This window comes from Listeria goaensis, assembly GCF_900186125.1.
Classification (GTDB): Bacteria; Bacillota; Bacilli; order Lactobacillales; family Listeriaceae; genus Listeria; species Listeria goaensis.
Genome location: NZ_FYBQ01000013.1, coordinates 1 through 25,891, shown reverse-complemented (window position 1 = coordinate 25,891; position 25,891 = coordinate 1). Strand labels below are relative to the sequence as shown.

General features: G+C 41.1%; 25 protein-coding genes, 1 rRNA gene and 1 other annotated feature. Of the genes, 2 read left to right on the top strand and 24 right to left on the bottom strand.

The annotated features are described in order from the left end of the window. Positions 1-13 precede the first annotated feature (13 nt). The 4 genes from CFT42_RS12750 to CFT42_RS12735 are packed head-to-tail and all read right to left on the bottom strand — an operon-like array spanning position 14 to position 3,698. A complete protein-coding gene (locus tag CFT42_RS12750) occupies positions 14-1,327 on the bottom strand; it encodes a UDP-glucose dehydrogenase family protein (protein WP_088816287.1) in 1,314 nt (437 codons plus the stop codon). Continuing rightward, positions 1,324-2,574: a glycosyltransferase family 4 protein gene (locus tag CFT42_RS12745; protein ID WP_159458170.1), complete on the bottom strand. Its 1,251-nt coding sequence runs from the start codon at positions 2,572-2,574 to the stop codon at positions 1,324-1,326. Before CFT42_RS12745 ends, CFT42_RS12750 begins: the two co-directional genes overlap by 4 nt. Positions 2,575-2,597: 23 nt before the next feature. Then, positions 2,598-3,032 carry a DUF4352 domain-containing protein gene (locus CFT42_RS12740; protein ID WP_088816285.1) on the bottom strand — a complete coding sequence of 145 codons (435 nt, stop codon included), beginning with the start codon at positions 3,030-3,032 and terminating at the stop codon, positions 2,598-2,600. Between the two features lie 15 nt (positions 3,033-3,047). Then, the gene (locus CFT42_RS12735; RefSeq protein ID WP_088816284.1) at positions 3,048-3,698 is read right to left on the bottom strand and encodes a cyclic nucleotide-binding domain-containing protein; all 651 of its coding nucleotides are present in this window, start codon (positions 3,696-3,698) and stop codon (positions 3,048-3,050) included. A 374-nt stretch (positions 3,699-4,072) separates the two neighbouring features. Here CFT42_RS12735 and CFT42_RS12730 point away from each other — a divergent pair, with 374 nt between their 5' ends. Both CFT42_RS12730 and CFT42_RS12725 read left to right on the top strand, forming a co-directional pair. Next, complete coding sequence (locus CFT42_RS12730; RefSeq protein ID WP_244169973.1) at positions 4,073-4,825, top strand: LytR/AlgR family response regulator transcription factor; 753 nt, start codon at positions 4,073-4,075, stop codon at positions 4,823-4,825. Between the two features lie 13 nt (positions 4,826-4,838). Next, positions 4,839-6,155 carry a GHKL domain-containing protein gene (locus CFT42_RS12725; RefSeq protein WP_088816283.1) on the top strand — a complete coding sequence of 439 codons (1,317 nt, stop codon included), beginning with the start codon at positions 4,839-4,841 and terminating at the stop codon, positions 6,153-6,155. Positions 6,156-6,204: 49 nt separating this feature from the next. On the opposite strand, the gene CFT42_RS12720 is transcribed toward CFT42_RS12725, so the two are convergent. The 20 genes from CFT42_RS12720 to rrf form a co-directional block, all read right to left on the bottom strand. After that, the gene (locus CFT42_RS12720; RefSeq protein WP_088816282.1) at positions 6,205-9,390 is read right to left on the bottom strand and encodes an Ig-like domain-containing protein; all 3,186 of its coding nucleotides are present in this window, start codon (positions 9,388-9,390) and stop codon (positions 6,205-6,207) included. Between the two features lie 235 nt (positions 9,391-9,625). After that, positions 9,626-10,159 (bottom strand): transcription termination/antitermination protein NusG, encoded by a 534-nt coding sequence (gene nusG / locus CFT42_RS12715; protein WP_088811007.1) that lies wholly within the window; start codon positions 10,157-10,159, stop codon positions 9,626-9,628. Between the two features lie 128 nt (positions 10,160-10,287). Continuing rightward, complete coding sequence (gene secE / locus CFT42_RS12710) at positions 10,288-10,467, bottom strand: preprotein translocase subunit SecE (protein WP_088811008.1); 180 nt, start codon at positions 10,465-10,467, stop codon at positions 10,288-10,290. Positions 10,468-10,487: 20 nt separating this feature from the next. Then, positions 10,488-10,637 (bottom strand): 50S ribosomal protein L33, encoded by a 150-nt coding sequence (gene rpmG / locus CFT42_RS12705; protein ID WP_007471971.1) that lies wholly within the window; start codon positions 10,635-10,637, stop codon positions 10,488-10,490. A gap of 127 nt (positions 10,638-10,764) precedes the next feature. After that, positions 10,765-11,343, bottom strand: coding sequence for an RNA polymerase factor sigma-70 (locus CFT42_RS12700; RefSeq protein WP_088811024.1), 579 nt, complete (start codon positions 11,341-11,343; stop codon positions 10,765-10,767). 91 nt (positions 11,344-11,434) lie between these two features. Beyond that, a complete protein-coding gene (locus CFT42_RS12695; protein ID WP_088816281.1) occupies positions 11,435-11,947 on the bottom strand; it encodes an NYN domain-containing protein in 513 nt (170 codons plus the stop codon). Beyond that, positions 11,944-12,690, bottom strand: coding sequence for a 23S rRNA (guanosine(2251)-2'-O)-methyltransferase RlmB (gene rlmB / locus CFT42_RS12690; protein ID WP_088811010.1), 747 nt, complete (start codon positions 12,688-12,690; stop codon positions 11,944-11,946). Before rlmB ends, CFT42_RS12695 begins: the two co-directional genes overlap by 4 nt. A gap of 1 nt (position 12,691) precedes the next feature. Beyond that, complete coding sequence (locus CFT42_RS12685) at positions 12,692-13,093, bottom strand: Mini-ribonuclease 3 (RefSeq protein ID WP_088811011.1); 402 nt, start codon at positions 13,091-13,093, stop codon at positions 12,692-12,694. 3 nt (positions 13,094-13,096) lie between these two features. Beyond that, positions 13,097-14,512: a cysteine--tRNA ligase gene (gene cysS, locus CFT42_RS12680; protein ID WP_088811012.1), complete on the bottom strand. Its 1,416-nt coding sequence runs from the start codon at positions 14,510-14,512 to the stop codon at positions 13,097-13,099. Position 14,513: 1 nt separating this feature from the next. After that, the gene (gene epsC, locus CFT42_RS12675; RefSeq protein WP_088811013.1) at positions 14,514-15,131 is read right to left on the bottom strand and encodes a serine O-acetyltransferase EpsC; all 618 of its coding nucleotides are present in this window, start codon (positions 15,129-15,131) and stop codon (positions 14,514-14,516) included. 270 nt (positions 15,132-15,401) lie between these two features. Further along, positions 15,402-15,621 (bottom strand) — a binding site (T-box leader). Positions 15,622-15,733: 112 nt separating this feature from the next. Further along, entirely contained in the window at positions 15,734-17,206 is a 1,473-nt protein-coding gene (gene gltX / locus CFT42_RS12670) for a glutamate--tRNA ligase (protein WP_088816280.1), read from the bottom strand. A gap of 15 nt (positions 17,207-17,221) precedes the next feature. Then, positions 17,222-17,695 carry a 2-C-methyl-D-erythritol 2,4-cyclodiphosphate synthase gene (gene ispF / locus CFT42_RS12665; protein ID WP_088816279.1) on the bottom strand — a complete coding sequence of 158 codons (474 nt, stop codon included), beginning with the start codon at positions 17,693-17,695 and terminating at the stop codon, positions 17,222-17,224. Then, positions 17,692-18,387 (bottom strand): 2-C-methyl-D-erythritol 4-phosphate cytidylyltransferase, encoded by a 696-nt coding sequence (gene ispD, locus CFT42_RS12660; protein WP_088811016.1) that lies wholly within the window; start codon positions 18,385-18,387, stop codon positions 17,692-17,694. Before ispD ends, ispF begins: the two co-directional genes overlap by 4 nt. 30 nt (positions 18,388-18,417) lie before the next feature. Next, complete coding sequence (locus CFT42_RS12655; protein ID WP_088811017.1) at positions 18,418-19,497, bottom strand: PIN/TRAM domain-containing protein; 1,080 nt, start codon at positions 19,495-19,497, stop codon at positions 18,418-18,420. Positions 19,498-19,598: 101 nt separating this feature from the next. Further along, positions 19,599-20,978, bottom strand: coding sequence for a DNA repair protein RadA (radA, locus tag CFT42_RS12650; protein ID WP_088816278.1), 1,380 nt, complete (start codon positions 20,976-20,978; stop codon positions 19,599-19,601). 141 nt (positions 20,979-21,119) lie between these two features. Then, positions 21,120-23,582: an ATP-dependent Clp protease ATP-binding subunit gene (locus CFT42_RS12645; protein ID WP_088816277.1), complete on the bottom strand. Its 2,463-nt coding sequence runs from the start codon at positions 23,580-23,582 to the stop codon at positions 21,120-21,122. Between the two features lie 28 nt (positions 23,583-23,610). Beyond that, positions 23,611-24,645 (bottom strand): protein arginine kinase, encoded by a 1,035-nt coding sequence (locus CFT42_RS12640; protein WP_088811020.1) that lies wholly within the window; start codon positions 24,643-24,645, stop codon positions 23,611-23,613. After that, positions 24,629-25,129, bottom strand: a complete 501-nt coding sequence (locus tag CFT42_RS12635; protein WP_088811021.1) for a UvrB/UvrC motif-containing protein — start codon at positions 25,127-25,129, stop codon at positions 24,629-24,631. The genes CFT42_RS12640 and CFT42_RS12635 overlap by 17 nt, the downstream gene beginning before the upstream one ends. 16 nt (positions 25,130-25,145) lie before the next feature. Continuing rightward, the gene (locus tag CFT42_RS12630; RefSeq protein WP_088811022.1) at positions 25,146-25,604 is read right to left on the bottom strand and encodes a CtsR family transcriptional regulator; all 459 of its coding nucleotides are present in this window, start codon (positions 25,602-25,604) and stop codon (positions 25,146-25,148) included. Positions 25,605-25,752: 148 nt separating this feature from the next. Next, positions 25,753-25,868 (bottom strand): 5S ribosomal RNA (gene rrf / locus CFT42_RS12625). Positions 25,869-25,891 lie beyond the last annotated feature (23 nt).

Genomic DNA, 25,891 nt, shown 5'->3' with positions numbered 1-25,891 from the left:
ACGCTCCCCTCCTTTATTTCGCAACCAACTCTTTAATTTCTCCTCCGCGACCAATCGCTTCATAATAAACGCCTAGCTTAGACATTTCGTCTGGATTAAAACAATTTCTACCGTCAAACACATGCGCCTGACTCATCCATTCTTTAAAATCCTCCGCTCGAATCGCTTTAATTTCATCCCATTCCGTCACAACTAGCGCCGCATCCGCTTGCTCAAGTGTCTCCCGAATAGAACTAGAAAGCTTAGCGTTCTCAGGCATTGCCACATCTTCCGCCTTCACAACCGGGTCAAACGCAGAAATAAGCGCCCCGTAACTCGCAAGCTCATCTATAATTCTAAGCGCTGGCGCTTCACGAACATCATCCGTATTTGGTTTAAAAGCGATTCCTAGAATCGCGATTTTCTTACCCCGAATTGCTCCCATTTTTTCAAGCAATTTACTTACAAGCACTCGCTGCTGCTCGGCATTCGTCTGAATAACCTCCTGAAGTAATGGAAATGTCATACCCGCTTCATGCGCAATTTGCAATAAACCAAGTGTATCTTTCGGAAAGCACGAGCCCCCGTAACCAATACCTGCTTGTAAAAATTTCTTTCCAATCCGTTTATCGAGCCCCATTCCGAAACTAACTTCCTGCACGTCAGCACCAACTCGGTCGCATAAATTAGCAATTTCGTTAATAAAACTAATTTTAGTAGCTAAAAAAGCATTCGACGCATACTTAATTAATTCCGCACTTTTCGGTGTCGTTGTCACAATTGGAATTTCAAAAGGTGAATTAATTTCCTCCATCATTTGAATCACTTTTTCATCAGTCGCGCCAATCACAATTCGGTCCCCGTGAAACATGTCATGAAGCGCCATTCCTTCACGTAAAAATTCCGGATTTGAAACTACCGTAACTTTGCAACCCGCTTGTTGATCCATCAAGCATTGTAATTCCTTATTTGTCCCAACGGGCACAGTACTTTTGATGACCACAGCAGTTGGCTTTGTAATAGCCTCAGCAATTGCGCTAGCAGCCTGATTAAAATAAGTCATATCAATTTGCCCATCACTTCCAGTAGGCGTTCCAACCGCTAAATAAACAGCATCTGCCAAGTAAACACCTTCAGCAAAAGACGATGTAAAACTTAGTCTTCCTTCCGCAATATTTTTTAAAATGAGCGACTCAATGCCCGGTTCATAAATCGGCGAAACCCCATTGTTTAACTTCTGAATTTTCGTTTGATCAATATCAATGCAGGTCACATTATGACCAATTGCTGCCAAACCAACACCTGTCACTAATCCAACGTACCCTGTTCCTACAATCGCAATATTCAATATTTCTGCCCCCTCTTCATCGCAACTTGTTCTAAAATTCCAAGTAAGTCTTTAGCTGCACGTCTAGCGCTAAATTCAGCTTCCGCCACAGCCTTAATTTCTTTTTTCAAACCTCGTAAAGTTTCTTTGTTATCTTTTAGCTCTATTAACAAATCAGCTAATTGTTGCGGGTTTCTAGCATCAACGTAGTAACCTATTTTATGCTTTTCAACAATCTCTCTCGTCCAGCCATCAGAATTCACGATGATTGGTTTTCCAGCTGCTAATGCATCAAAAAATTTATTTGGCGAATTTGTAGCTAATATCGGTTTAGGTAAAAAGCTCGTTATTGTGATATGCGCCAAATCTAAATATGTTGGCACATCTCTTTTTTCAATCATATCTAAAAAAATAACATTTTGAATATTCCGCCTTTCACATTCAGAAACAAGTTCTGGTTTTGTTTTCCCACTGCCTACGATAAGAAACTGAATGTCCGGCACATTTTGCTTGCTAATTCGTTCCGCCGCGTCTAACAAATAGTGTAAGCCATTTGCCTCTCCCATAGCGCCAATGTGCGAAATAATAAATTGATTTTCCAAATTCCATTTTTCTTTAATTTCCTGTTTCAGCGAATAATTAATATTTTCATCAGTGAATAGTTCTAAATCTGCCAAATTAGGAATGACCGAAATTTTATCTTCTGAAATGCCACTTAGTCGCACGCCGTCCGCCATGCCTGGTGATAAACAGACAATATGTGCGGCTTTTTCATAAATCCGTTTTTCCATTCGTCGTAATATATGTTGAAGGGGCTTAGATTTTATGTAGCCCATTTGAATTGGCGCTTCTGGCCATAGATCACGAACTTCAAATACGAAAGGCACCTTCAGTTTTTTACTTAATCCCATCGCGGTAATACCAATTGTAAGTGGTGTAGAAGTAGCAAATATTAAATCAATATTGGGCAACGTCTTACCAACGCGTTCAGCTTTCCGCATAAATTTTAAGAACTCTATAATCCGAGCTTTTTTCCCTAAAAAATTACTATAATCGCTATGAACCGCCAAAATTTCTACGCCTTCGATATGATAATATTTCACATCACCTGTAATTTTGTAAGGTTCTTCCTGCTTCATGAACGCATCTGTCGTTATAACGGTAACTTGATGTCCATTTTCGACCAATTTCTGTGAAAAAATAAAGCTTCTAATGGAGGTCGAGGAAGATAGTGTTGCAAAATATTGATGCAAATACAAGATATTCAATAGCCCGTCATCCTTTTCCATACTTAGTTTTGAATAGATAGATTTTTCCAAGTAGTTTTTTCTTCTGAATTAATTGGGCTATAGATTAAGTCTGCTTTTTTCAAGTCTTTTGGAATAATGTAATATCCTTTTCCTTCTTTCTCGTCACCCGGTTTCACAACTTCATTTATGTTTTTCAAACTACCTTTTGCATAAAAATAATGTTCATCATTGTCAGTTAAGAAAAAGTCAGCAGCCACAATTCCTTGCTCTTTTTTCGAGATATTTTTTACTTTGTATGAAATCACCAATTCTTTTTTACCTTTTTCCGAACTATCTTGCTGCACAATTTTTGTGGGTGTGATTTGCCATGATGCCGTTTTTCTCTGTTCCAACTTTGTCGTTTCCGCATTATTGCCACAGGCCATTAGACTAAGCAGCATGAGCGTTAAGCTCATTATAAGTCCAACTTTTTTCATAAAATTCTCTCCTTCTTACATATTTAAAAGATACTCCACATTTTCCTCAGGAATCATAAAGCCCTCTTCTTCTGGAAAAATGTACTTTTTCTCTTTTAATTTACTTAACAGCCTTGAAGCCGTTATTCGATTGCAATTGCAGTATTTCGCTAAGCTTGTTACAGTAATTTCTTTAGGAAACAACAGATATGGCAATTTAAAAGCTTGTTGATTGAGTCTAGAAATTTGTAATATATAGTGAATAATCCGCTTATTTGAGTTTAAAAGCTGTAAATTTAAGAAATGCATTTCTTCTTCAACTTTCAAATATTGTTCCAAAAAAAGATGTACAAGTAAGCCGTCTTCTTCGAGTGTGTCAAAAATAGCGTCTTTATTTAGGATTGCAATATGACATTTTTTTATATTGCTTAAATAATAAGTTTCATCATCCTCTACCATAAAAATAAAATCGCCTTCTGAATTAAAGCTATACTGATATTCCCCTGTAATCCGATTGTTAATTTTTTTTATCGATAATCCGTTTAGCACAATAATAAATTCATTTTCTTTTACACGATATTCCATATTCTTTTTCAACTCTGTCTTCTTATATTTGAACTTACTTAACAGAAATAACGATAAATTTTGATGCTCAGTTATTTTCTCATGCAGACTTAGAAAGTCCATGACGCCCCTCCTCTCCCAATTTATTGTATCTAAAATCTTTTCAAGGAAGAATAGGCCAAAGTGTAATAAAAGTTGCAGATACGGTCAATTTTTTACGAAAATGTCAACTTTAGTGCAAATATACGCTTTTTTTCGTGAAATTTTATGGTTTCGCTTTGTTTTTTGCTACAAAAATGTATATTTTATATACATGCGGATTTTTGAACATAATAAAGAATATTCGTTCTACATCTATCTTATTCTTTAAAATTAATGTAAACTTGATCTTAGCTATTGTTTTTCAACATTTAACGTGTTACAAATATAATGATAAAGCAATTAATAGTTTTTTTAACTCCTTTGTGACCTATTTTTGGCACTTTGGAGGAAGGAGTATGGATAAAATGAATATTTTCCTGGTTGAGGATGATTTTCTCCATAGAGAATTCATCGAAAATTGCATCTTGACTTCCACTCAAGAACTTGACATTGTTTCCGATATGCATATCATTTCCAATATCAATTCCTTTATAAATCAGCTTGAAACACTTCCCATTATGGATAACGACATTTATTTTCTTGATATCGCTTTAAAGGAAGCCATGTCTGGCATTGACATCGCTGAATTAATTCGCCACAAAAACGCCCACTGCTATCTTTACTTCATCACATCTTATCAGAATAAAAGTTTAGAAATTATCAATCGACATATTCTCCCTTCCGGTTACCTCATCAAAAAATCTGATAGTTTAGATTCCATTCCAGCGCAAATTCAAAAAATTTTCGAGGACATTAAAGAAAAAGAAGCCAAAAAAGCTTTGACAGGCGATATTATTTTAAAAAATGGGTCAGAACGACTTTTTTTAAGAAAAAAAGATATTGTTTTTATTCAAACATTAACGGGTAGTAAAAACTATTCCGAAATCAATTGTAAAAACCGTAGTCTTTCCGTACGCTATCCAATTAGTGCTTTAAAATTACTATGTGAGGACAATAATTTTTATACCAATTTAAAATCATTCATTATTAATACAAATGAAATAAATTCCATTGATCGAAAGCTCGGTATTATTCACTTCAATTATGGTTATGAACTATATGCCAGTAAAAAAATCATCGATAAACTACTTAAACATTTGAATTCTTAGGGGGAGCCACTCCATGTTTATTTTATCTGATTACATTATTCTAATTGCTGGTTATTCAGGACTACTTGTTAATTTATTGCTGCTTAATGCTCCTTTATTTATAAGCTACCGCGATGCTTTCAAATTGGTCGGCTTTATGATTCTCATGATTCTTGGCATGTTTTTTATTATTTCAAATCACACCTTAGTTACACTTTCAGCAATGTGGCTTGTTCCATTTCTACTCACACTCCCACATTGTTATTTCGCTTACCGCCGTCTAAATAATTTGTTCGCAGCTGCGATTATTATCGCCATTAATTTTCTCACCATCATACTGTCTTTTTCCCTATCGCTCGATTTTATTAAGGTTAAAATCATGACGTTTGCTGGTTTATGGGAAGAAAAATATTTTTTACTTTTAAGCATTAGTTTCATCATCATCATTATCGCTATAGACCTACTCCTTTTATATTTAAATAAAAAGTTTCACTGGATTGACATATTAGTCAATAATAAGCAAAGCCGCTTAACACAGTTGTCCGTAATAATTGTTATTCCTGCACTTTTTATCATTAACACAATTCGTCTTGTTTTTTTCGGAGACAACCGCCTCCTCTTTGCCATATTCGGCTTAATCAATTCGATTTTTTTCGTAATCTTGCTGCTGTTCTTAATTCAACTAACGAAAACCGCCCGAGATTACCAATTCTTAACGCAACATTTAGCTTACCTCGAAGAACAACATCGAAAAACCGAATTCGCACTTGATTTTATCCACGATTTCGAAGCACTGCTGCTCACTATTCAAATTCACGCTGAAAAAGGCGACTTGGTCAAGGTAAAAGAAATGACGACTAATCTGCATACGTACATCAAAAGTCATACACCCGACCAACAATTTACAGAAGTGCAGCAAATCTATCTTCCTAGCGTACAAAGCTCCATCATGTATTACCTTTCGCGAGCTCGAGAAAAAAACATTCACATCGAACTAGATATTCCCTATCCAGTCGAGCGTACCATCATAAACACAATCGATTTTCTTAGGGTGCTCTCTATCCTATTCAATAACGCCATCGAAGCGACGGAACATGCTGAAAATCCCACAATCAAGCTCCGTCTAGCTGCCCAGCCTGATGCGCTAGAAGTTAATTTAACAAATTCCACTTCAGATACGCACATACTCCAAACAAGCCAATTGGTTCAAAAAGGGAGAACAAGTAAAAAAGGCCACCAAGGACGAGGCCTATATATCTTCCAAAAGATTGCTCACAAATACAGCAATGTGGACTACACTATTTCAAATGAAGAAAAATCATTTAGCGTTTCATTAATAATTTCCAAATAAAAAAGGATTCCCATCCCCGATTTAAAAGGGTTAAGGAATCCTTCTTCTTTTATTCTACAACATTTACTGTAACGCGATTAATTTCTTGATAAGCCGCATTCACTAAAACTACTTCAACTTTATCTGCAGAAGCAATTCCTAGGGCTTTTAGGTTAGAAAAAGTATATTTTCCGTCCGCTACATCCGCTTGGCGCTTCACAACTCCATTTACAAACAGACGTACTTTAGAGCCTAATGTCCCGTATGTTCCTGTTAATGTATCTGCACCAATTTTATATGCACTATCAACTGTTAGCGCATTTAATTCAGCCGCATTAACAACGTTTACTGTTAGTCGCTTCACTTCAACATATTGCGAATTAACCGCTACAATTTCAACTTTATCAGATGGACCTACAATAAAGCTTCCTGCATTGTTAAATGTAAACTTATGTGTTGCTTCATCCATTGTTGCCTGTGCCTTCACTACACCGTTCACAAATAAACGCACTTTCAAAATGCCTTCCCCGTATGTTCCACTTAACACTGTATCACCAGCATTGTATGTGTTAGCTGTTAACGTGTATAATGTCCCTTTTAGTTCAACTGGTTTACGGCTAACCTCTTGATAAAGAGAGTTGACTGCTACCACTTCAACTTTAGCTTGGTTAGAAGTAATCAGTTTATCTACATTATTGAATGTGTATGTGCCATTATTGTTAATAGCTTGTGCAACAATTTTCCCGTCAATAGCAAGACGTACTTTAGAAATTCCTGAACCATATGTTCCCGCTAAAGTAGTACTTCCCATTTCGTAAGATTCTACAGTCAGCGCATTCGCTGTCGAATTTTCCACATCGACCGGCGCGCGATAAATTTCTGCATACTGCTTATTCACAGCCACCACTTCAACAGTATCAGATGGGCTTGTAATTAAGCTTGAAGCATTATTAAAAGTAAATTTATGTGTTGAAGCATCTACTGTCGCTTGCGCTTTAATTTCTCCGTTAACAATTAGACGGATTTTATAAGCACTGTCATCATATTGACCTGTTAATTGACTTGCCCCGTAGCTGTAAGTATCCGGTATAAGGACTTTAATTAAGTTTCCTTTTAGTGCAACCTGTACTTTTTTAACTGGAGCATATTTACTATCTACGCCGACTACTTCCACAATATCCGTTGCAGACACAATAAATTTATCAATATTATTAAACGTATAAGTACCATTACTTGTCGTAGCTTGTGAAACAACTGTGCCGTTAACAAATAGACGCACTTTAGAAATACCAGCACCGTATGTTCCGCTAAATGTGCTTGTTCCAACAGTTAGTGTTTCTGGAACCGTTAAATCAAATTTAGTTGAACGAGTCACTGTTTTTGTTACTGCTTGCGAAACATTACTAGCTGCATCTTCAAGCACTACACTAATAACCGCATTTTCAGCTTGTTGAGAGATTGCAATTTGGAACTGTCCATTTTCAGCAACTGTAGCACGTCCAATTTCTTGACCATTCACTTTAGCAATCGCTGTCGTACCAGCCTCACCAGTACCAGTAATCGTTTTATCATCTGCTGAAATGTCTTTCACTACCGGAGTAGCTGGAGCTGTCACATCTTTAACTTGTACAACTTTTTCTTTGCTGACTTGTTCACCTTTCGATAATGTCATTGTAACTGTATATGTCGGCAATAATTTATCTACCAAAATTGAGAATTTACCTGTTGAATCCACTGTTCCAATGTACGGATTTTTAACAGCAGTACCATCTTGATCTTTTACAATAATTTTAAAATCAGCGTTTGGTGTAGCTGTTCCTTCGATTTTTGTAGATTGATCTGTAATTTCACTAATGATAGGTTGCGGTAAATCACCAGGTTGAACAGTCTTAACTGTCGCATCACCTTTTAGTCCAGATGGTTTAATTTGAGCAATACTAATTTTAGCACCTTCAGCTTGTGCTGGAATTTCAATGTTGAATGTTCCATCAGCTGAAACTGAAACTGGATCTAGTGCACCTGTTGGTAACGTAACTTCCACTTTGTTACCATAAGTTCCTTGACCTTTAATTTCAACAGTATCTGTATAAACATCTTCTACAATTGGTGCGGCTGGTTTAATCGCATCTATAACAGTCGTTTCTCCTACAGGACTTACTTTACCATTTCCTGAAGTCACAACTTGAACTTTATCACCATATTCAGGTTTAGCAATTTCTACTGAGTAATGTCCGCTATTATCTGTATTTCCTACGTATGCTTTTTCAGTACCATCTTCTTTAATAACTTTAACATTTACATTAACAGCTAAATCAGCTTCCCCGCTAACAACCGTAGTATCATTTGTCACCGCATTAATGATTGGCTTACTTAATTCCCCTTGTCGTACAGGTAAGGAAGTCGTTACATCACTAATATTCCCTGCAATATCTTGGTTTGCAACAGTCACAACATGTCCCATAATTTGGCGCGGTAACAGAACGGAATAGTTACCATCTGCATCTACATCACCTTTAACAACTTGATTATCTTCCGTTGTTAAAATGACTGTTGTATTTGGCTCTGCTTTACCTGTCGCAAGGTTGGCATCTGTATAAATCGGATTAATTGTCGGTACTTCTGGTGGTGTAACATCTGTATTTTTAAATGATAAATCAGTCAATGACATACTTGCGGTATTAACACCAATATTTCCACCACGTGCCATCCCAATCATCACGTCAATGTCACCTGTTGCAGGTGCAGTATAGTCATAATTAAATGTCCCGATTTCTTTAGCTGCTTTATGAACTTCTGTTTCACCAACTTTATAATAAAAGTCAGCTCCTGCATCTAGTATGCTACCAGTATCTTTAACAATTGCACTTAAACGATATGTTTCACCTTTAATAACATGAACTTTCTGTGTAAGTGTTCCCTTACCTCCATACGACCAAAAGCGTAATCCACCAGTAATTTGTTTTACTGTCGATTGTCCAGATTCAAAAATAAATGATCCTGAGCTATCTTTACTCATGCCACCTGTAATAACTTGATCATTATACGCAGGCGTCCAGTCATCAAATCCTATTGCATTCGCTGTAAAAGTTGGGTTTTTAAGAATATTCACTGGTGTAACAACTGTCGAGCGTACTTGCGGGCTAGTAGATTCCGCCGCACTTACAGTTGCTGGTATTGCTGTTAAAGCTGTAGACGCTAATACATTAAATGCAACAAGCGCCACAGCACCTTTTTTCAAAATTTGTTTCTTTTTCATTTTCTCCTCCTGATTGCGAAAAATTATTTAGTGAACTCCTTTAAAACTTATTTCCCTCCTTTTTCATTCACTACCTTCACAAATAATCTTACAACGGATTGCAAAAACTTTTTTAGCTAATTTTCGATAAAAAAACTACAGTTTAGAAAATTTTTTCATAAATTTTCACGGTTACGTCAAAAACATTATTTTTTAACAAAAAAACACAGCTCCAAAACGGAACTGCGCCTTCCAATTAAATTTTCTCAATCTGATTGAAATCAACTTCAACCGGAGTTTCCCGACCGAACATGTTGACCATAACTTTTGCTTTACCTTTATCCATATCCATTTCGTCGACTTTACCAGAGTAATCAGCAAACGGACCTTCTTTAACCATAACCGTTTCACCAATTTCAAAGTCAGCATCAAGCAGTTTATCCATCATGCCCATGCTCTTCAGAATGCGATCAGCTTCTTCAGGTAAAAGGGCTGTTGGTTTTGAGCCTGAACCAGCGGAACCAACGAATCCCGTAACGCCCGGTGTATTACGAACAACGTACCAAGAGTCATCTGTCATCACGATTTCAACAAGCACATAACCTGGGAATACTTTACGTTTAATCGTTTTTGTTTTACCATTTTTCACTTCTGTTTCATCTTCTTCTGGGACAATAACGCGGAAGATTTTATCCGACATGCCCATTGATTCAACACGTTTTTCCAAGTTAGCTTTTACTTTATTTTCATAGCCCGAGTAAGTGTGGACGACATACCAATTTTTTTCCATTTGTTAGTTGGCGACACCTTTTGTCACCATCCTCCTTTGTTTTCGATTCAGCCAAAACAAAAAACCCGGATTCACTCGGGTTTCATCACAAGTAGTATTATACCATTAATTTTTAAAATTGCCCAGCATTACAGAATAAGTTGAATAAGCTGTTCAATTCCAAAGTCTAACAGCATAAAGAATACAGCAAATAAAATAACCGTAATGACAACTGTTACCGTGTAACTTGTCAATTCTTTTCTAGTTGGCCAAGTCACTTTTCGCATTTCAGACGTCACGTTTTTAAAAAATCTTGAAATCGCAGACATGTTTAAACCTCCAATTAAAACTATTTTGTTTCTCGATGTAAAGTGTGTTTATTACAGTGCCGGCAAAATTTCTTAACCTCTAAACGAACTTGTTTATGCGAACCACTGGCACTAATTGAATAATTTCTTGAACCGCACTCGCTACAAGCAAGTGATGTTTTTTTCTTCATATGCTTCCGTCAACTCCGCTACTCTCATTTGCGTAGTCTTATTAGAAGACTTTGCATCTCTATAAATATATCATCTCATAAAGTTCAAGTCAAACGAATTTTTGTGACAAAACTGCCATAAAGCCGTTCATAAGTCTTTCGTCATCTTTCGTTTGATGCGCTGCAAAGCATTATCGATTGCTTTCTCCTTCACCTTAAAAGCTACCGCCATTTCATGATAACTTTTTCCCTCTAAATACTGCTTCAAAACATTTCGCTCGAATTCACTCGTGAGCGCCTCGAGCTTCTTTGCAACATTTGTAAAATCTTCATTTTTGATTAAAAAATCTTCCGGGGTTTCCGCTTGCTTTTCCGAGATGACATCGATGAGCGTCCAGTCTAGCTCATCGTCCGAGCTCATTGGTGTGTCAAGAGAAATCGATTGATTAAGCGGATTATTTTTCTTTCGTGCCCCGCGCTTGACCGCCGATAAAAGCTGCCTATTAATACAAATTTCTGCAAATGATTTAAACGAAGCCGCTTTCTCCGGATTGTAATCCCGAATAGCTTTAAAAAGCCCAATCATGCCTTCTTGAATTAAATCTTCACGGTCGGCACCCTGCAAAAAATATTGGGTCGCTTTCCAGTAAACCACGCTTTGATACTTATCAAAGAAATATTCAAGCGCTTCCGTGTTTCCTCCTCTAGCAAGTGTCAGCAAATCCATTTCCTGATTTTGTTCTTTCGTCAATTCGATTTGGCTCCTTTGCTAAAGATTTTGCTTTATTATACAGAGTTCACTCCCGCATCGTCAACCTTTATTTTTCGCCTCTGCGCCACATTTCTAAGCGTTTTATTGTTTCAGAATCTAAATCCAGCTTTGATTTTGGCATTTCGGCACGAATCCGTTTCATTTTCCGGTCAATTGTACGGCTCATTTCTTGAATTTCAAAAAGCAATTCGCGTGAGGAAATTCGTAACGCGCCTTGCCCAAAAATCGCCCACTGCTCCGTATAATCACTTGTTGCGACCATAATTTGCGTTTTAGCGTTTTTCCATTCAATTGCTTTTCGTTCAATATATTCGTCCGCAGTCTCATCTTCTTTTGTAAAAACAATTTCTACTTTATTTCGTGTTATTTTCCGCTCCACTTTGCGCACATATTGTGCATCAAATACGATTACTACGCGGTAGCCTGTATAACTTTTGTATTCTGCCATCCAGGCGATAAGAGTATTTCTCGCTGCTTCGAGGTCATAATCTTTTAGACGAGCAAGTTCAGGCCATGCACCGATTACATTATAGCCATCAACCAGCAAAACGCGGTTCATTCCAGTGGATTTCTCTTCCTATAAACTTCATAGAGCAAAATACTAGCTGCGACCGATGCATTTAAAGACGTTACTTTTCCGACCATTGGCAAGTGAATCAGGAAGTCACATTTTTCGCGCACAAGGCGACTCATTCCGCGGCCTTCACTGCCTATCACAAGCGCGAGCGGCAAATCCGCATCCATCGTGCGGTAGTCACTGCTGCCAGACGCATCCGTACCAAAAATCCATAAACCTCTTTTTTGCAAGTCTTCCATCGTTTTCGTAATGTTCGTCACGCGCACAACGGGAACATATTCAATCGCACCTGTTGAAGCCTTCGCCACTGTTTGCGTCAAGCTTACTGAACGGCGTTTCGGAATAATAATCCCGTGCGCCCCTACAGAATCAGCTGTACGCATAATCGAGCCCAAGTTATGTGGATCTTCCAGTTCATCAAGAATAATGAAAAATGGCAACTCATCTTTTTGTTCCGCTGCGCGAAATAAATCTTCTAACTCAAAGTAGCGATACGCCGCAATTTGCGCCGCCACACCTTGATTTGAACCCGGTACTACTTTATCAACCTTTGCTTTTGGGACAAAACGCACTTCCACGTGTCGCTCTTTGGCAAGGCCAATAATTTGTTTCATGACTCCTTTTTGCGAGCCTTCTGAAATAATAATTTTATGAATGTCGCGACCTGAACGGAGCACTTCGAGTACAGGGTTTCTGCCGCCAATCCATTCTTCATTTTGTTCCATATTAGTTCCCCTCCTCGATAATCTGAACTGCCGCATCTAGCCATTCCATAAGCCGATTTTCTTCCTCACCCAAATACAAATAACCAATGACCGCCTCAAATGCGCTCGATAAATTGTATGTCGCCGCATCTGTGTTTTTAGGTAGCGAGTAGGATTTCGCATTGCGACCGCGTTTATAAACAGCCGTTTCGTCTTCCGTTAAAAAGCCGCGTTCTAAGAGCGTGTTTAAAACTTTTGCCTGCCCTTTCGCCGAAACAAATTCCGTCGCTTTTTTTTGCAACTGATTGGGTTTTGTTTTCCCTAGTTTTAATAAGTAGAGCCGAATATGTTGCTCGTAAACCGCATCGCCCATGTACGCGAGCGCAAGGCCGTTCAGCTGTTTGTAGTCTTTCACCTTCGCCATTTCTTACCCTCGTTTCCAGCGCGTACCGTGTGCTGTGTCTTCCAAAATAATCTCTTTTTCTTTGAGCAAATCACGAATTTCATCGGCGCGCGCGAAGTTTCGCTCATTTCGTGCTTGTAAGCGTTCCTCAATGAGGGCATCAATTTCAGCGTCATCAAGCGTGGCTGCCGAAGTTCCCGCAAGGCGAACCCCTAAAACTTCTGCAAACAAACGCATCATGCTATAAAACTCACGTAAAACAGTCACCGAAACGTGGTCACGTGTCAAATAAATATTCGCGCGTTTAGCAAGCTCATGAAAAGCTGTAATCGCATTCGCCGTATTAAAATCATCATCCATTTCATCTTCAAATTGCATTTTTAGCTCCGTAAGTTGCTCAAGCCATTCTTCTTTGTGCTCCGCGTCGCTAAAATCTTCCTCCACCGACTGAATCCGGTAGTCCAAATTGTGATACGTCGTCCGCAGGCGTTCGAGCCCATTTTCCGCATCATTTAGTGTCGCATCGCTAAGCGAAATCGGTCTGCGGTAATGAACAGAAAGCATGAAAAACCGAATCACATTCGGGTCATGGTCCTCTAAAACGTCATGTAGCGTAATAAAATTCCCAAGCGACTTCGACATTTTTTCCCCATCAATGTTTAAAAAGCCGTTATGCATCCAGTAATTCGCAAAAGTTTTGCCCGTTAACGCTTCCGATTGCGCAATTTCATCCTCGTGATGTGGGAAAATCAAATCTTGACCGCCTGCGTGGATATCAATCGTGTCGCCTAAATATTTGCGTGCAAGCGTCGAGCACTCAATATGCCAGCCCGGACGCCCCTTGCCAAACGGACTCTCCCAAAAAATCTCGCCTGGTTTCGCACTTTTCCAAAGAACAAAATCAAGCTGGTCTTCTTTCAATTCATTCGCCTCAATTCGCGCGCCCATCTGAAGCTCCGTCAGCGGCTGATGCGATAATTTCCCGTAGCCATCAAATTTTTTCGTGCGGTAATACACGTCCCCGCCAGACTTATACGCAAAGCCCTTTTCAATGAGTGCCGAAATAAAATCAATAATTTCATCCATATTTTCCGTCACACGAGGATTCACCGTCGCTTTCGCCACGTTTAGCTGGTCGACATCATCAAAATACGCGCCAATAAATTTATCCGCCACTTCCGGAACCGTAAGCTTGAGCTCCTCCGCCGCGCGAATCAACTTATCATCCACATCCGTGAAATTCGATACAAACTGCACATCATACCCGCGATACGTGAAATACCGGCGCACCGTGTCAAACACAATAATCGGCCGCGCATTCCCAATGTGGATATAGTTGTACACAGTCGGTCCGCAGACATACATTTTTACTTTCCCATCATTTATCGGTTTGAAAATCTCCTTTTCACGCGTCAACGTATTATAAATTTGCAAAGACATCTTATTCACCAGCTCCTCGTTCAAATTTCGCTATTTTTTCTTCTAACTGTTCGATTCTTTCAAAAAGGCTTTCCAAGTTTGGCTCTGTATGCGCCACTGTGCGCCCGTTTAGCCGCACCACTTTTGCAGGAATTCCGACTACTGTCGCACACGGTGGAACATCCTTTAAAACAACAGCTCCAGCCCCTATTTTTGCTTCCGTACCAACTTCAACAGGCCCAAGTATTTTAACGCCCGCTGAAATCAGCACCCCGTTTCGAACCGTCGGATGCCGCTTCCCTGTATCTTTTCCCGTCCCGCCAAGTGTAACACCATGAAACAAAATCACGTCCGTTCCAAGTTCAGCCGTCTCCCCAATGACAACCCCCGCCCCGTGGTCAATAAACAAGCGTCTGCCAATCACAGCCCCAGGGTGAATTTCAATATTTGTCATAAACCGCGCAAATTGTGATAGCATCTTCGACAACACAATCATATTATGTTGATAGAAAAAATGTGCCACACGGTAAATCCAGATAGCGTGGACCCCTGCATTTGTGAAAAAAGCATCGATTCGTTTGCGCGTCGCCGGGTCATTTTTGATGACAGTATCTAAATCCTCTATAAATTTCCTTGCCATTTTCAGTTCCTCCATTGGGTTGGGATTTTTTTGGGGGCGTTTGTGGGTCTGAACTCGCTTTCGCTCATGCACGTGTAGTCTTCATGCGGGCTTAGCCCTTTTAGTTTCACTGCATGGATTAACAACTCGCTTTGCTCGTTCTTATATTTGGGCTCTAACGGGCTTAGCCCGTAAGGTTAAAACCTTGGATTAACAACTCGCTTTGCTCGTTCTTATATTTGGGCTCTAACGGGCTTAGCCCGTAAGAGCCCAAACAAAAAGACACCCCCATACAGAGACGTCTTGCGCGGTTCCACTCTGATTGGGCTTGAAATATCAAGCCCCACCTTGTATACAGGGGTAACGACCTGTTGACGTCTAGTGATACTCTTCGCATTTCCCACTAGAACTCAGGGATGCATTTCAGGAGTTGTTGAGCTAAGCCAATCGCAGCAACATGGCTCTCTCTGTAAGCGCGCAACTCCGTACTTCTTCCCATCACCGTTTTCGGACAACTATAGTACTTCTATTATAACAACAAAAACGAGAATCGCAACCATTATTATTTGGGAATAAAGCAAAAAGAACGCGGAGGCGCTTCTGCCTCACAACGTCCTTTCAGTTTATTTTTTCAGCCAGCCATTTAGACGACTTAAAACCTTTTCCTTGCCCAAAACTTCAATCGCAAGCGGCAATTCAGGGCCGTGCATCTCACCAGTTGCGACAATACGAATCGGCATGAAGAGGCCTTTTCCTTTCACACCAGTTTCCTTTTGCACGCGTTTGATGGCCGCTTTGACTTCATCCGCCACGAACGGATCCAAACTTGCCACCTCATTTGCGAAGGCACGAATGACAACCGGCACCGTATCCTCAGCTAGCACCGCCTGTTCTTCCTCGTCGAAATTCAATTGGCCAGCATCCGCAAAGAACATTTCCGTCAAGCCCACGATTTCCGCGCCATAACTCATTTGTTCATGATATAGCGACACCAATTTGTGTATCCATTCTAGTTCTTCCGCATCCAATTGCTCAGGCACCACGCCCGCTTTTTGCAAGTGTGGTAAAGAAAGTTCGACCACATCGTTTAGCGGTAGCTTCTTCACGTATTGGTTGTTCACCCACGTCAATTTGTTTGTATCAAAGAGTGCCGGCGATTTCGAAAGCCGATTCGGGTCGAAAATTTTAATAAATTCTTCCTTCGAGAAAATTTCTTCCTCACCCTCTGGCGACCATCCAAGCATCGCAATAAAGTTAAATAGCGCTTCTGGAAGATAGCCTAAGTCGCGATACTGCTCAATGAACTGAATGATTGAACCATCACGCTTGCTGAGTTTGCGTCTACTTTCATTAACAATCAGCGTCATATGACCAAAAATTGGTGCTTCCCAACCAAACGCATCATAAATCATAATTTGTTTCGGCGTATTGGAAATATGGTCATCACCGCGAAGAACATGCGTCATTTCCATCAAGTGGTCATCCACAGCCACCGCAAAATTATACGTTGGCATACCATCTTTTTTCCCAATAACAAAGTCGCCAATGCCATTCGTATCAAAAGAAACATCATCTTTTACCATATCATTAAATGTAATCGTCTCATTTTCTGGCACAGCAAAACGAATGCTCGGTTTTAGCCCTGCTGCTTCTTTTTCAGCACGTTCAGCATCAGTTAGATGGCGACATTTCCCGCCGTAACGTGGCATTTCACCACGTGCTTTTTGCGCCTCACGTTCCGCCTCGAGTTCTTCCTCCGTACAGTAACACTTATACGCCTTACCTTCTTCTAAAAGCTGTTCCAAAAGTGGATCATAAATCGCTTTACGTTCCGACTGGCGATACGGTCCGTACTTACCTGGCTTATCAATGCCTTCATCCCAGTCAATCCCAAGCCATTTCAAATTTCTAAGTTGGCTTTCCTCGCCGTCCCAGACGTTACGCTTTAAATCCGTATCCTCAATACGAATCACAAAGTCCCCATCATTATGTCTTGCAAATAAATAATTAAAAAGTGCCGTACGCGCATTCCCAATATGCAAAAAACCAGTTGGACTTGGCGCATACCGTACACGAACCTTCTTATTTTCAACCAAAACTATTCACTCCTTTTACTTTTCAAGCAGTACAACCGCTAAACTCGCTATTCCTTCGCCACGACCCGTAAAACCTAATTTTTCCGTCGTCGTCGCTTTCACATTCACTTCTGACGGCGAAGCATCTAAAAGCTCCGCAATCCGCATTTTCATAGCATCCACATAAGGCGCCATTTTTGGCTTCTCAGCAATAATCGTACAATCTAAATTGGATAACTTGTATCCTTCCGCCTTAACCTCTTGCCACACTTTAAGCAAAAGCTCAGCCGAATCCGCATCCTTATAAGCCATATCCGTATCCGGGAAGAAATGCCCAATATCACGCCTAGCCACAGCACCAATAATCGCATCCGTCACCGTATGAAGCAACACATCCGCATCACTATGCCCAAGTAAGCCCTTCTCATATGGAATCTCAATCCCACCAATAATCAGCTTCCTACCCGCCACAAGCTGATGCACATCATAGCCCTGACCAATTCGAATCATCTAACATTCCCTCCCATCTCACCAAAAATCGCCTTCGCAAGCGGCATATCCTCAGGTGTTGTCAACTTAATGTTGTAATAACTACCTTCCACAACACTTATCGGGGCAGAAAGACGCTCAACAAGACTCGCTTCATCTGTTCCAAGAAAGCCTTCCGCGAACGCCTTCTCGTGCGCCTCTTTTAAAAGCGATGACTTAAAAGCTTGCGGCGTCTGAATTTGCCAAAGATTTTCCCGATCAACCGTCTCTCGAACTAGGCCAAGCGAAACACGTTTCACCGTATCTTTCACCTTCACCGCACAAATGCTAGCATCTTTTTCAGAAACTGCATCAAGCAACCGGTCCACAATATCAAGCGTCACAAAAGGTCTAGCACCATCATGGACAAGAACAATTTGCTCCGCGTCACATTTGGCTAACCCATTCCTGACACTATACTGCCGTTCAGTTCCCCCAGCCACAACTTCAACAAACGTATCAGCTAACTCAAGATTTCCAAGCGCCGCGCTCACCAAACCCGTTTCCTCCGCCTGACAAACAATTACAATATGACTACAGCGGCTATCAGCCAAAAACGGCTTTAAAGCATGCACAAAAATCGGCTCATCAAATAACTCTAGCCACATTTTATTTCGCTTGGCATTCATCCGTTTTCCTTGCCCAGCCGCTAAAAAAATCAGTTCATAGTTCATTCACACTAACTCCTGCCTAATATCCAAATATCAATTTGGTTTTGCAAAAATCATTCTTCCTGCCGACGTCTGAAGTACACTTGTAACCTCAACTTCAATCGTTTCATTCATAAATTTACGCCCGTCTTCCACAACAATCATCGTGCCATCATCTAAATACGCCACGCCTTGATTATGCTCCTTGCCATCTTTCACGACAAGAACTGTCATTTTTTCGCCTGGTAAAACAACCGGTTTAACCGCATTCGCCAAATCATTAATATTTAACACCGGTACATTCTGAAATTCGCAAACCTTATTCAAATTGTAATCATTCGTTACAACGGTGCCACCCATTATTTTAGCCAGCTTAACCAGTTTACTGTCCACTTCCGGAATTTCTTCAAAGTCGCCTTCATACATTTCAACTTTAATCTTATCTTCCTTCTGAATACGATTTAAAATATCCAGCCCACGGCGACCACGAGTCCGTTTTAACGTATCCGAAGAGTCAGCAATATGTTGCAGTTCTGCCAAAACAAACAGCGGTATCACAATCACGCCATTTAAAAATCCTGTCATTAAAATATCCGCGATGCGCCCATCAATTATAACACTCGTATCTAGAATTTTATAGTCCATCGAGTCGCTATTTTGAGTTTCTCTACCAGCCGAATCCGCCGCTTTCTTACGTACATTTTTCCCAGAAAACAGCGTCCCTAGCTCATTCCGCCGACTAATCCCCACACGAAAACCAAGGTAGCCCAAAACAAGCGTTAAAACGATCGGCACAACCGAATTGATAATTGGAATCCTTGTTTGACTGAACGCATTGCCTGCAAAAAATGCAATAACCAGCCCAATAATCAGGCCTAGTCCCCCGTATACAATGGTCACACTCGAAATCTTTGTTAATCTTTCCTCAAGCCAATTAAGTGCGGCTTCTATATATTTCACCGCCCAAAAAGTAATAAGATAAAATATAATTGCACCAACAAAAGCATTGGCATAAGGATTATTAAGCCATAAGTGGTCTGCCAAACCCATTTTCGCGTAAACGGCTGGCAAAATAAAAACACCCGCTGTACCACCAAGTAAAACAAAACAAGCTCTAATTACCCATTTCAGCATCTTTTTTCCTCCCTTCATTTCATATTTGTGCGTTGCTTCATACACCTTTCATTTTACACTATGAAACAGACAACCCGCAAATTTTCTCCTTAAAAGAAAGCTTAAGATTTCGGCAAGGCTTTCTTTAACGCTTCTGCAATCGTTTCAACTGCAATAATTGAAACACCACTCGGCATTTTAATTTCCAAACGGTTATTCGCTGGCACAAAAATGCGTTTAAATCCAAGCTTCGCCGCTTCCTTCACACGTTCCTCAATTCGTGCAACACGGCGCACTTCACCCGTAAGTCCAAGCTCCCCAATAAAGCAGTCCGTACTGTTTGTCGGACGATCATGATAGCTTGAAGCGATACTTACCGCAATAGCTAAATCTACAGCTGGCTCATCTAATTTAACGCCACCCGCCGCTTTTAAATACGCATCTTGATTTTGCAAAAGCAAACCAACTCGTTTTTCAAGAACCGCCATAATAAGTGACACTTTATTGTAATCAAGCCCCGTTGCCATTCGTTTCGCGTTCCCAAACATCGTTGGAGACACAAGTGCTTGAATTTCCACAAGAACCGGCCTTGTTCCCTCCATGGAAGCCACAACTGTAGAGCCAGAAGCATTCTCAAGCCGCTCCTCCAAAAACACTTCAGAAGGATTCTGAACCTCAACAAGCCCCACATCACGCATCTCAAAAATCCCAATTTCATTCGTAGAGCCAAACCGGTTTTTGACCGCGCGTAAAATTCGGTAAGCGTGATGACGTTCACCTTCAAAATAAAGCACCGTATCTACCATATGTTCAAGAAGTCTAGGCCCAGCTATCGCGCCTTCTTTCGTAACGTGCCCCACAATAAACACTGTAATATTTTGCAATTTCGCAACCCGCATTAATGCGGCCGTTGATTCTCTTACTTGTGACACGCTACCCGCCGCACTCGTAACATCCGGATGATACACCGTTTGAATGGAATCAATAATAACAAAATCCGGTTCAATAAAATTAATCGTTTCTTGAATAGCTTCCAAGTTCGTTTCCGCGTATACATATAAATTGTCGCCTGAAACATGGAGCCGTTCTGCACGAAGCTTCGTCTGCTTAACTGATTCCTCACCAGAAATATAAAGCACGCGTTTTCCAGCCAAAGTTAGTGCCGCCGAAACTTGCAAAAGAAGCGTTGATTTCCCAATTCCAGGGTCCCCGCCAACTAAAACCATCGAGCCAACGACCACACCGCCGCCAAGCACACGATTTAGCTCTGGCATATTCGTTTGCACACGTTTCTCCAGTTCACTCACAACATCCGTAATTTTAGTCGCCTTAGACACCTCACCCGTATGTGTAAACGTCTGTCTTGTCGCTTTCTTCGATGGTTCGAGCGCCTCCACCATTTGGTTCCATTCTCCGCAATTTGGGCATTTCCCCATCCATTTTGGCGACTCGTAACCACAAGAGCCACAGACAAATTTAGTTGTTCTTCTCGCTTTTGCCATAATTCTCACCCTCCACCTAATCCATTGTAACATAGAACAAACGAACGCATATTCTTTTTGGTGAAAAAAGTATTTTCAAGTTTGTGACACCTCAAAAAAAGGCTTTTCTCACGGATTCCCCGCGAAAAAAGCCTTTACGCCTTATTTTACTTTTGCTTTTTTAGCTGTTACCTTCTGCTTTTTAGCATCCTTTTTACGAACCTCAAACTCACCATCTTTTACGCCAATCTCAATTGTATCCCCAACCTGAACATTGCCGCGCAAAAGCTCTTCTGAAAGGCGGTCCTCGATACTTTTTTGAATCGCACGTTTTAACGGCCGCGCCCCGTATTCCGGATCATAGCCTTCCTTCGCAATCTTAGACTTCGCACCGTCTGTCAGTTTTACGTGGATGTCACGCTCCGCTAACCGGCTTGTAAGCTGCCCAGTTAACAGCGTTACAATTTGCTTCAATTCTTTTTCTGTTAGCGAATGGAAGACAATGGTTTCATCAATCCTATTAATAAACTCTGGGCGAAACGCCTTTTTAAGTTCCTGCAAGACCCGATGTTCCATTGCCTTATGATCCTTCGTCACATCAGTAACGTTAAAGCCCATCGATTTATCCACTTTCATTTCTTGCGCTCCAATATTGGAAGTCATAATGATAACCGTATTACGAAAATCAACAACTCTACCTTTCGAATCTGTTAAACGACCATCATCCAAAACTTGCAATAACATATTGAATACATCTGGATGCGCTTTTTCAATTTCATCTAAAAGAACAACAGAATACGGTTTTTGACGAACTTTTTCCGTCAATTGTCCGCCTTCCTCATAGCCGACATAGCCAGGCGGTGCCCCAACTAATCGTGCCGTCGAGAATTTCTCCATGTATTCCGACATATCCACGCGAATCATCGCATCCTCATCACCAAACATCGATTCAGCAAGCGCGCGTGCTAATTCCGTCTTCCCAACCCCAGTCGGACCTAGGAAAATAAATGACCCAATTGGGCGTTTCGGATCTTTTAACCCTGCACGAGCACGTCTAACCGCAAGTGACACAGCTTTAACCGCTTCGTCTTGCCCAATCACACGTTCATGCAGTAATTTTTCCATGTTTAGCAGCTTATCTGTTTCCGTTTCCGCTAGTTTCATAACCGGAATTCCAGTCCAGCTCGCTACAACTTCCGCCACCACATCTTCTGTTACTTGACTGTTATCTCGGCCTTGTTTTTCCTTCCAACTAAGCTTTTCTTCTTCCAAAGCTTTCCGAAGTTTATGCTCACGGTCGCGGAATGATGCCGCTTTTTCAAACTCTTGACCTTGGACAGCGGCGTCTTTCTCCTTCTTCAGCTCCGCAAGTTCAAGCTCCATCTCTTTCAAATCAGAAGGTGTCGTATACGCTTTTAAACGCACTTTCGAACCTGCTTCATCAATCACGTCAATCGCCTTATCCGGCAAGAAACGGTCGGAAATATAGCGATTCGACAAGCGAACAGCCGCATCAAGCGCCTCATCCGTAATTGCAACACGGTGGTGTGCCTCATAACGGTCCCGCAAGCCGTGTAAAATTTGAATCGATTCTTCAACACTCGGCTCATCCACTTTAATCGGTTGGAAACGTCTTTCAAGTGCCGCATCCTTTTCAATATATTTACGATACTCATCAAGTGTCGTCGCCCCAATACATTGGAGCTCCCCACGAGCAAGAGGCGGCTTCAAAATGTTCGAAGCATCAATCGCGCCTTCCGCTCCACCAGCACCAATCAGTGTGTGCAACTCATCAATGAATAAAATCACATTGCCAGCTTGACGAATCTCATCCATCACTTTTTTCAAACGATCTTCAAACTCACCACGATATTTCGTACCCGCAACAACAGTCCCCATATCAAGCGTCATCACACGCTTTCCGCGAAGTGTTTCCGGAACTTCATTTCGCACAATTTGCTGCGCCAACCCCTCAGCAATCGCTGTTTTACCAACCCCCGGCTCTCCAATTAAAACGGGATTATTCTTTGTCCGTCTTGATAATACTTCAATCACACGCTGAATTTCCTTCGCGCGACCAATAACCGGATCCAAGTTCTCTTCCCGAGCAATCACTGTTAAATCACGCGCCAAGCTATCAAGTGTCGGCGTCGCCTGTGTATTCGTCTGCCGTCCAGACGCCGCACTATCCCCGCCGCCTAAAAGTTGCAAGACTTGCTGACGCGCTTTATTCAAACTCACACCTAAATTGCTAAGTACACGCGCCGCAACGCCCTCACCTTCACGAATTAAACCAAGTAAAATATGTTCTGTTCCTACATAAGTGTGTCCAAGTTTGCGCGCTTCATCCATCGATAATTCGATAACCTTTTTAGCACGCGGTGTATATTGAATGGTCGTCACTGTTTTTTCACCTTGACCAATTAAACCTTCTACTTCTTGTTGAACCTTTTCAGCACTAATGCCTAGTTCATATAACGCTTTCGCAGCAATACCTTCACCTTCACGAACAAGCCCAAGCAAAATATGCTCAGTGCCTAAATTGTTATGATTTAGACGCATAGCTTCTTCTTGTGACAAAGCAAGTACTTTTTGTGCTCTTTGTGTAAACCGGCCAAACATCATATCGTTTTCCTCCTTAAGGCACTTCCCGTTAGACGTCTTGCAAAATGTCACGAATAACAGAAGCACGAATAACTTTTTCTTCTAACTCTAACATATCTTGCCCTGCAGCCCTTCGTAAGAAAGCTGGTTGGGAAAATAGTATCAATTCATTTATCTTTTGGCGAGTAATATGCTCAAAAATACCAAGCTCCATACCTAAATGCAAATCAGAAATGGCACTCGCACTTTCCAGCATGGTAAGCATACGCGCATTTTTCAACAAACCAAAAGATCTAAAAATACGGTCTTCCAGTGTAATATGGAATTTCTGCTTCAAATGAGTCCTGCTCACACGCTCCTGCATAATGACCTGCTCCATCATCTGCGTCAAATCCATCACAATTTCTTCTTCCGTTTTACCAAGTGTCACCTGATTCGAAATCTGAAAAATGTGCCCGAGAGAGCCACTACCTTCCCCGTATATTCCTCTTACCACAAAACCAACACTTCTAATCGCTTCCGCCATTTTCCCAAATCGCTTCGTCAAAACAAGTCCCGGCAAATGCACCATAACCGAAGCACGCAGCCCAGTACCAACATTTGTCACACAACTGGTTAAAAACCCAAGTTCCGGATTAAACGCAAAGGGCACCACGTCCTCCACTTCGGATTCAATACGCATAGCCCGTTCAAGAGCATCAAAAAGCCTAAGCCCCGGTTCCATACATTGAATTCGCAAATGGTCCTCCTCATTTATCATCACACTTGTATTTTCCGCTTCATTTATGAAAACCGCGCCTAGTTTACTCTTGTTCATCAAATACGGACTAATCAAATGTTTTTCAACAAGCAGCGCCCGTTCCAAAAGCGACAAGTCCGCCATTTTAAAAAGCGCATAATCATCATCTAAAACACCAGCAACCTGTGATATAAGCGCCTCACTTTCAAACGCAGCAGGAAATTTCTCCTCCGCCAAATTGCGAGCAATTCGAATTCGCGAACTCATCACAACATCCGAATCATCCCCATCCAAGTCAAGCCAAGAACTCAGAACCGGCAAAAGTATCTTATTCGCTTTCCCCATTCAAATTCTCCCTCCTCGACTTCAAATCTCGAATCTGATCCCGCAGCCTAGCAGCCTCCTCAAACCGTTCCATCTCAACCATCTTCTGGAGCTGCTCAGAAAGTTCAGATAGCACAGCCGCCGTATCCATCTCCTCCTGAAAAATCTTCGGAACCTTCCCAATATGCCGCACATGCCCATTTTGCACCCGTCTCAAAGTCGGAGCCAACTGTTCCGCAAAACTCTCATAACATTCCGCACAACCAAGACGTTTCGACTCCTGAAAAGCCGCATACTCCAAACCACAATGCGCACAATGCTTAGAAGCAACTTCCTCCAGTAGGGATAAAAACTCTAATGCAAGATCATTAATAGTATCCAACTGCCCCATTTCACCTTCAATCGCACAGTCTTCACACAAGTAATACACACTCATCGTCCCATCAGCATGCAACTCCTGAATTCGCGTAACCGCCTCATTCTTGCCACACTTCTCACATAGCATTCAACATCCGCCCCAATCAATCGTATTTTAACGCCACTAGCATCGCTTCCAAAATACGACTCCGTAAAATATCCCGATCTGGTAGTGGAATAATTAAAACCTCGCGATCAAGAGCAGCAACCATCATACGCGCTTCTTTTTTCGTCACAACATCCTCTTCCAACAGCCGTAAAATGACATCCTCCGAAAAAGCCTGTGACACCTTCTTATCTCGAAGCATCCCGATAATCGCATCCAAAAGCTGCACCTTATCATTCATCCGAACCTTAATAATCCGAATATAGCCGCCTCCGCCACGTTTGCTTTCAACAATATAGCCACGTTCCATCGTAAAACGCGTATTTATAACATAATTAATTTGCGAAGGAACACATTCAAATTTACTCGCAATTTCACTCCGCTTAATCTCCACAGCTTCATTCGATTCTAAAACTTGCTTCAAGTAGGCCTCAATAATATCAGAAATATTTCTCATCCGAATACTCCTTCCCAGCCGTCCAAATTGACTTTGACTATAATTGACTTTAATTATACACGAAAAATGCCCCTTCTAGCAAGCTCCACGCCCAAATAAGTTTACAAACAAAAAGCACTTGGAATATAATTCCAAGTGCTTCCAAATTGCCCGGCAGCGACCTACTCTCACAGGGGGAAGCCCCCAACTACCATCGGCGCAGAGAAGCTTAACTACCGTGTTCGGGATGGGAACGGGTGTGACCTTCTCGCCATAACTACCAGACAATGAAAGAAAGAACGTTGTTC

Excerpts from the sequence above, each read along its gene's own strand:
- CFT42_RS12630 (WP_088811022.1), bottom strand. The coding sequence starts at position 25,604 with ATGAGAAATATTTCTGATATTATTGAGGCCTACTTGAAGCAAGTTTTA.
- CFT42_RS12720 (WP_088816282.1), bottom strand. The coding sequence starts at position 9,390 with ATGAAAAAGAAACAAATTTTGAAAAAAGGTGCTGTGGCGCTTGTTGCA.
- CFT42_RS12695 (WP_088816281.1), bottom strand. The coding sequence starts at position 11,947 with ATGAACCGCGTTTTGCTGGTTGATGGCTATAATGTAATCGGTGCATGG.
- CFT42_RS12640 (WP_088811020.1), bottom strand. The coding sequence starts at position 24,645 with ATGGGGAAAGCGAATAAGATACTTTTGCCGGTTCTGAGTTCTTGGCTT.
- CFT42_RS12700 (WP_088811024.1), bottom strand. The coding sequence starts at position 11,343 with ATGGATTTGCTGACACTTGCTAGAGGAGGAAACACGGAAGCGCTTGAA.
- CFT42_RS12685 (WP_088811011.1), bottom strand. The coding sequence starts at position 13,093 with ATGGCGAAGGTGAAAGACTACAAACAGCTGAACGGCCTTGCGCTCGCG.
- secE (WP_088811008.1), bottom strand. The coding sequence starts at position 10,467 with ATGTCTGCGATTTCAAGATTTTTTAAAAACGTGACGTCTGAAATGCGA.
- epsC (WP_088811013.1), bottom strand. The coding sequence starts at position 15,131 with ATGGCAAGGAAATTTATAGAGGATTTAGATACTGTCATCAAAAATGAC.
- CFT42_RS12740 (WP_088816285.1), bottom strand. The coding sequence starts at position 3,032 with ATGAAAAAAGTTGGACTTATAATGAGCTTAACGCTCATGCTGCTTAGT.
- nusG (WP_088811007.1), bottom strand. The coding sequence starts at position 10,159 with ATGGAAAAAAATTGGTATGTCGTCCACACTTACTCGGGCTATGAAAAT.
- rlmB (WP_088811010.1), bottom strand. The coding sequence starts at position 12,690 with ATGGAACAAAATGAAGAATGGATTGGCGGCAGAAACCCTGTACTCGAA.
- CFT42_RS12735 (WP_088816284.1), bottom strand. The coding sequence starts at position 3,698 with ATGGACTTTCTAAGTCTGCATGAGAAAATAACTGAGCATCAAAATTTA.
- CFT42_RS12725 (WP_088816283.1), top strand. The coding sequence starts at position 4,839 with ATGTTTATTTTATCTGATTACATTATTCTAATTGCTGGTTATTCAGGA.
- CFT42_RS12655 (WP_088811017.1), bottom strand. The coding sequence starts at position 19,497 with ATGCTGAAATGGGTAATTAGAGCTTGTTTTGTTTTACTTGGTGGTACA.
- rpmG (WP_007471971.1), bottom strand. The coding sequence starts at position 10,637 with ATGAAGAAAAAAACATCACTTGCTTGTAGCGAGTGCGGTTCAAGAAAT.
- CFT42_RS12730 (WP_244169973.1), top strand. The coding sequence starts at position 4,073 with ATGGATAAAATGAATATTTTCCTGGTTGAGGATGATTTTCTCCATAGA.
- ispD (WP_088811016.1), bottom strand. The coding sequence starts at position 18,387 with ATGAACTATGAACTGATTTTTTTAGCGGCTGGGCAAGGAAAACGGATG.
- CFT42_RS12635 (WP_088811021.1), bottom strand. The coding sequence starts at position 25,129 with ATGCTATGTGAGAAGTGTGGCAAGAATGAGGCGGTTACGCGAATTCAG.
- ispF (WP_088816279.1), bottom strand. The coding sequence starts at position 17,695 with ATGATTCGAATTGGTCAGGGCTATGATGTGCATCAGCTTGTGGCGGGT.
- radA (WP_088816278.1), bottom strand. The coding sequence starts at position 20,978 with ATGGCAAAAGCGAGAAGAACAACTAAATTTGTCTGTGGCTCTTGTGGT.
- CFT42_RS12645 (WP_088816277.1), bottom strand. The coding sequence starts at position 23,582 with ATGATGTTTGGCCGGTTTACACAAAGAGCACAAAAAGTACTTGCTTTG.
- cysS (WP_088811012.1), bottom strand. The coding sequence starts at position 14,512 with ATGTCTTTGCAAATTTATAATACGTTGACGCGTGAAAAGGAGATTTTC.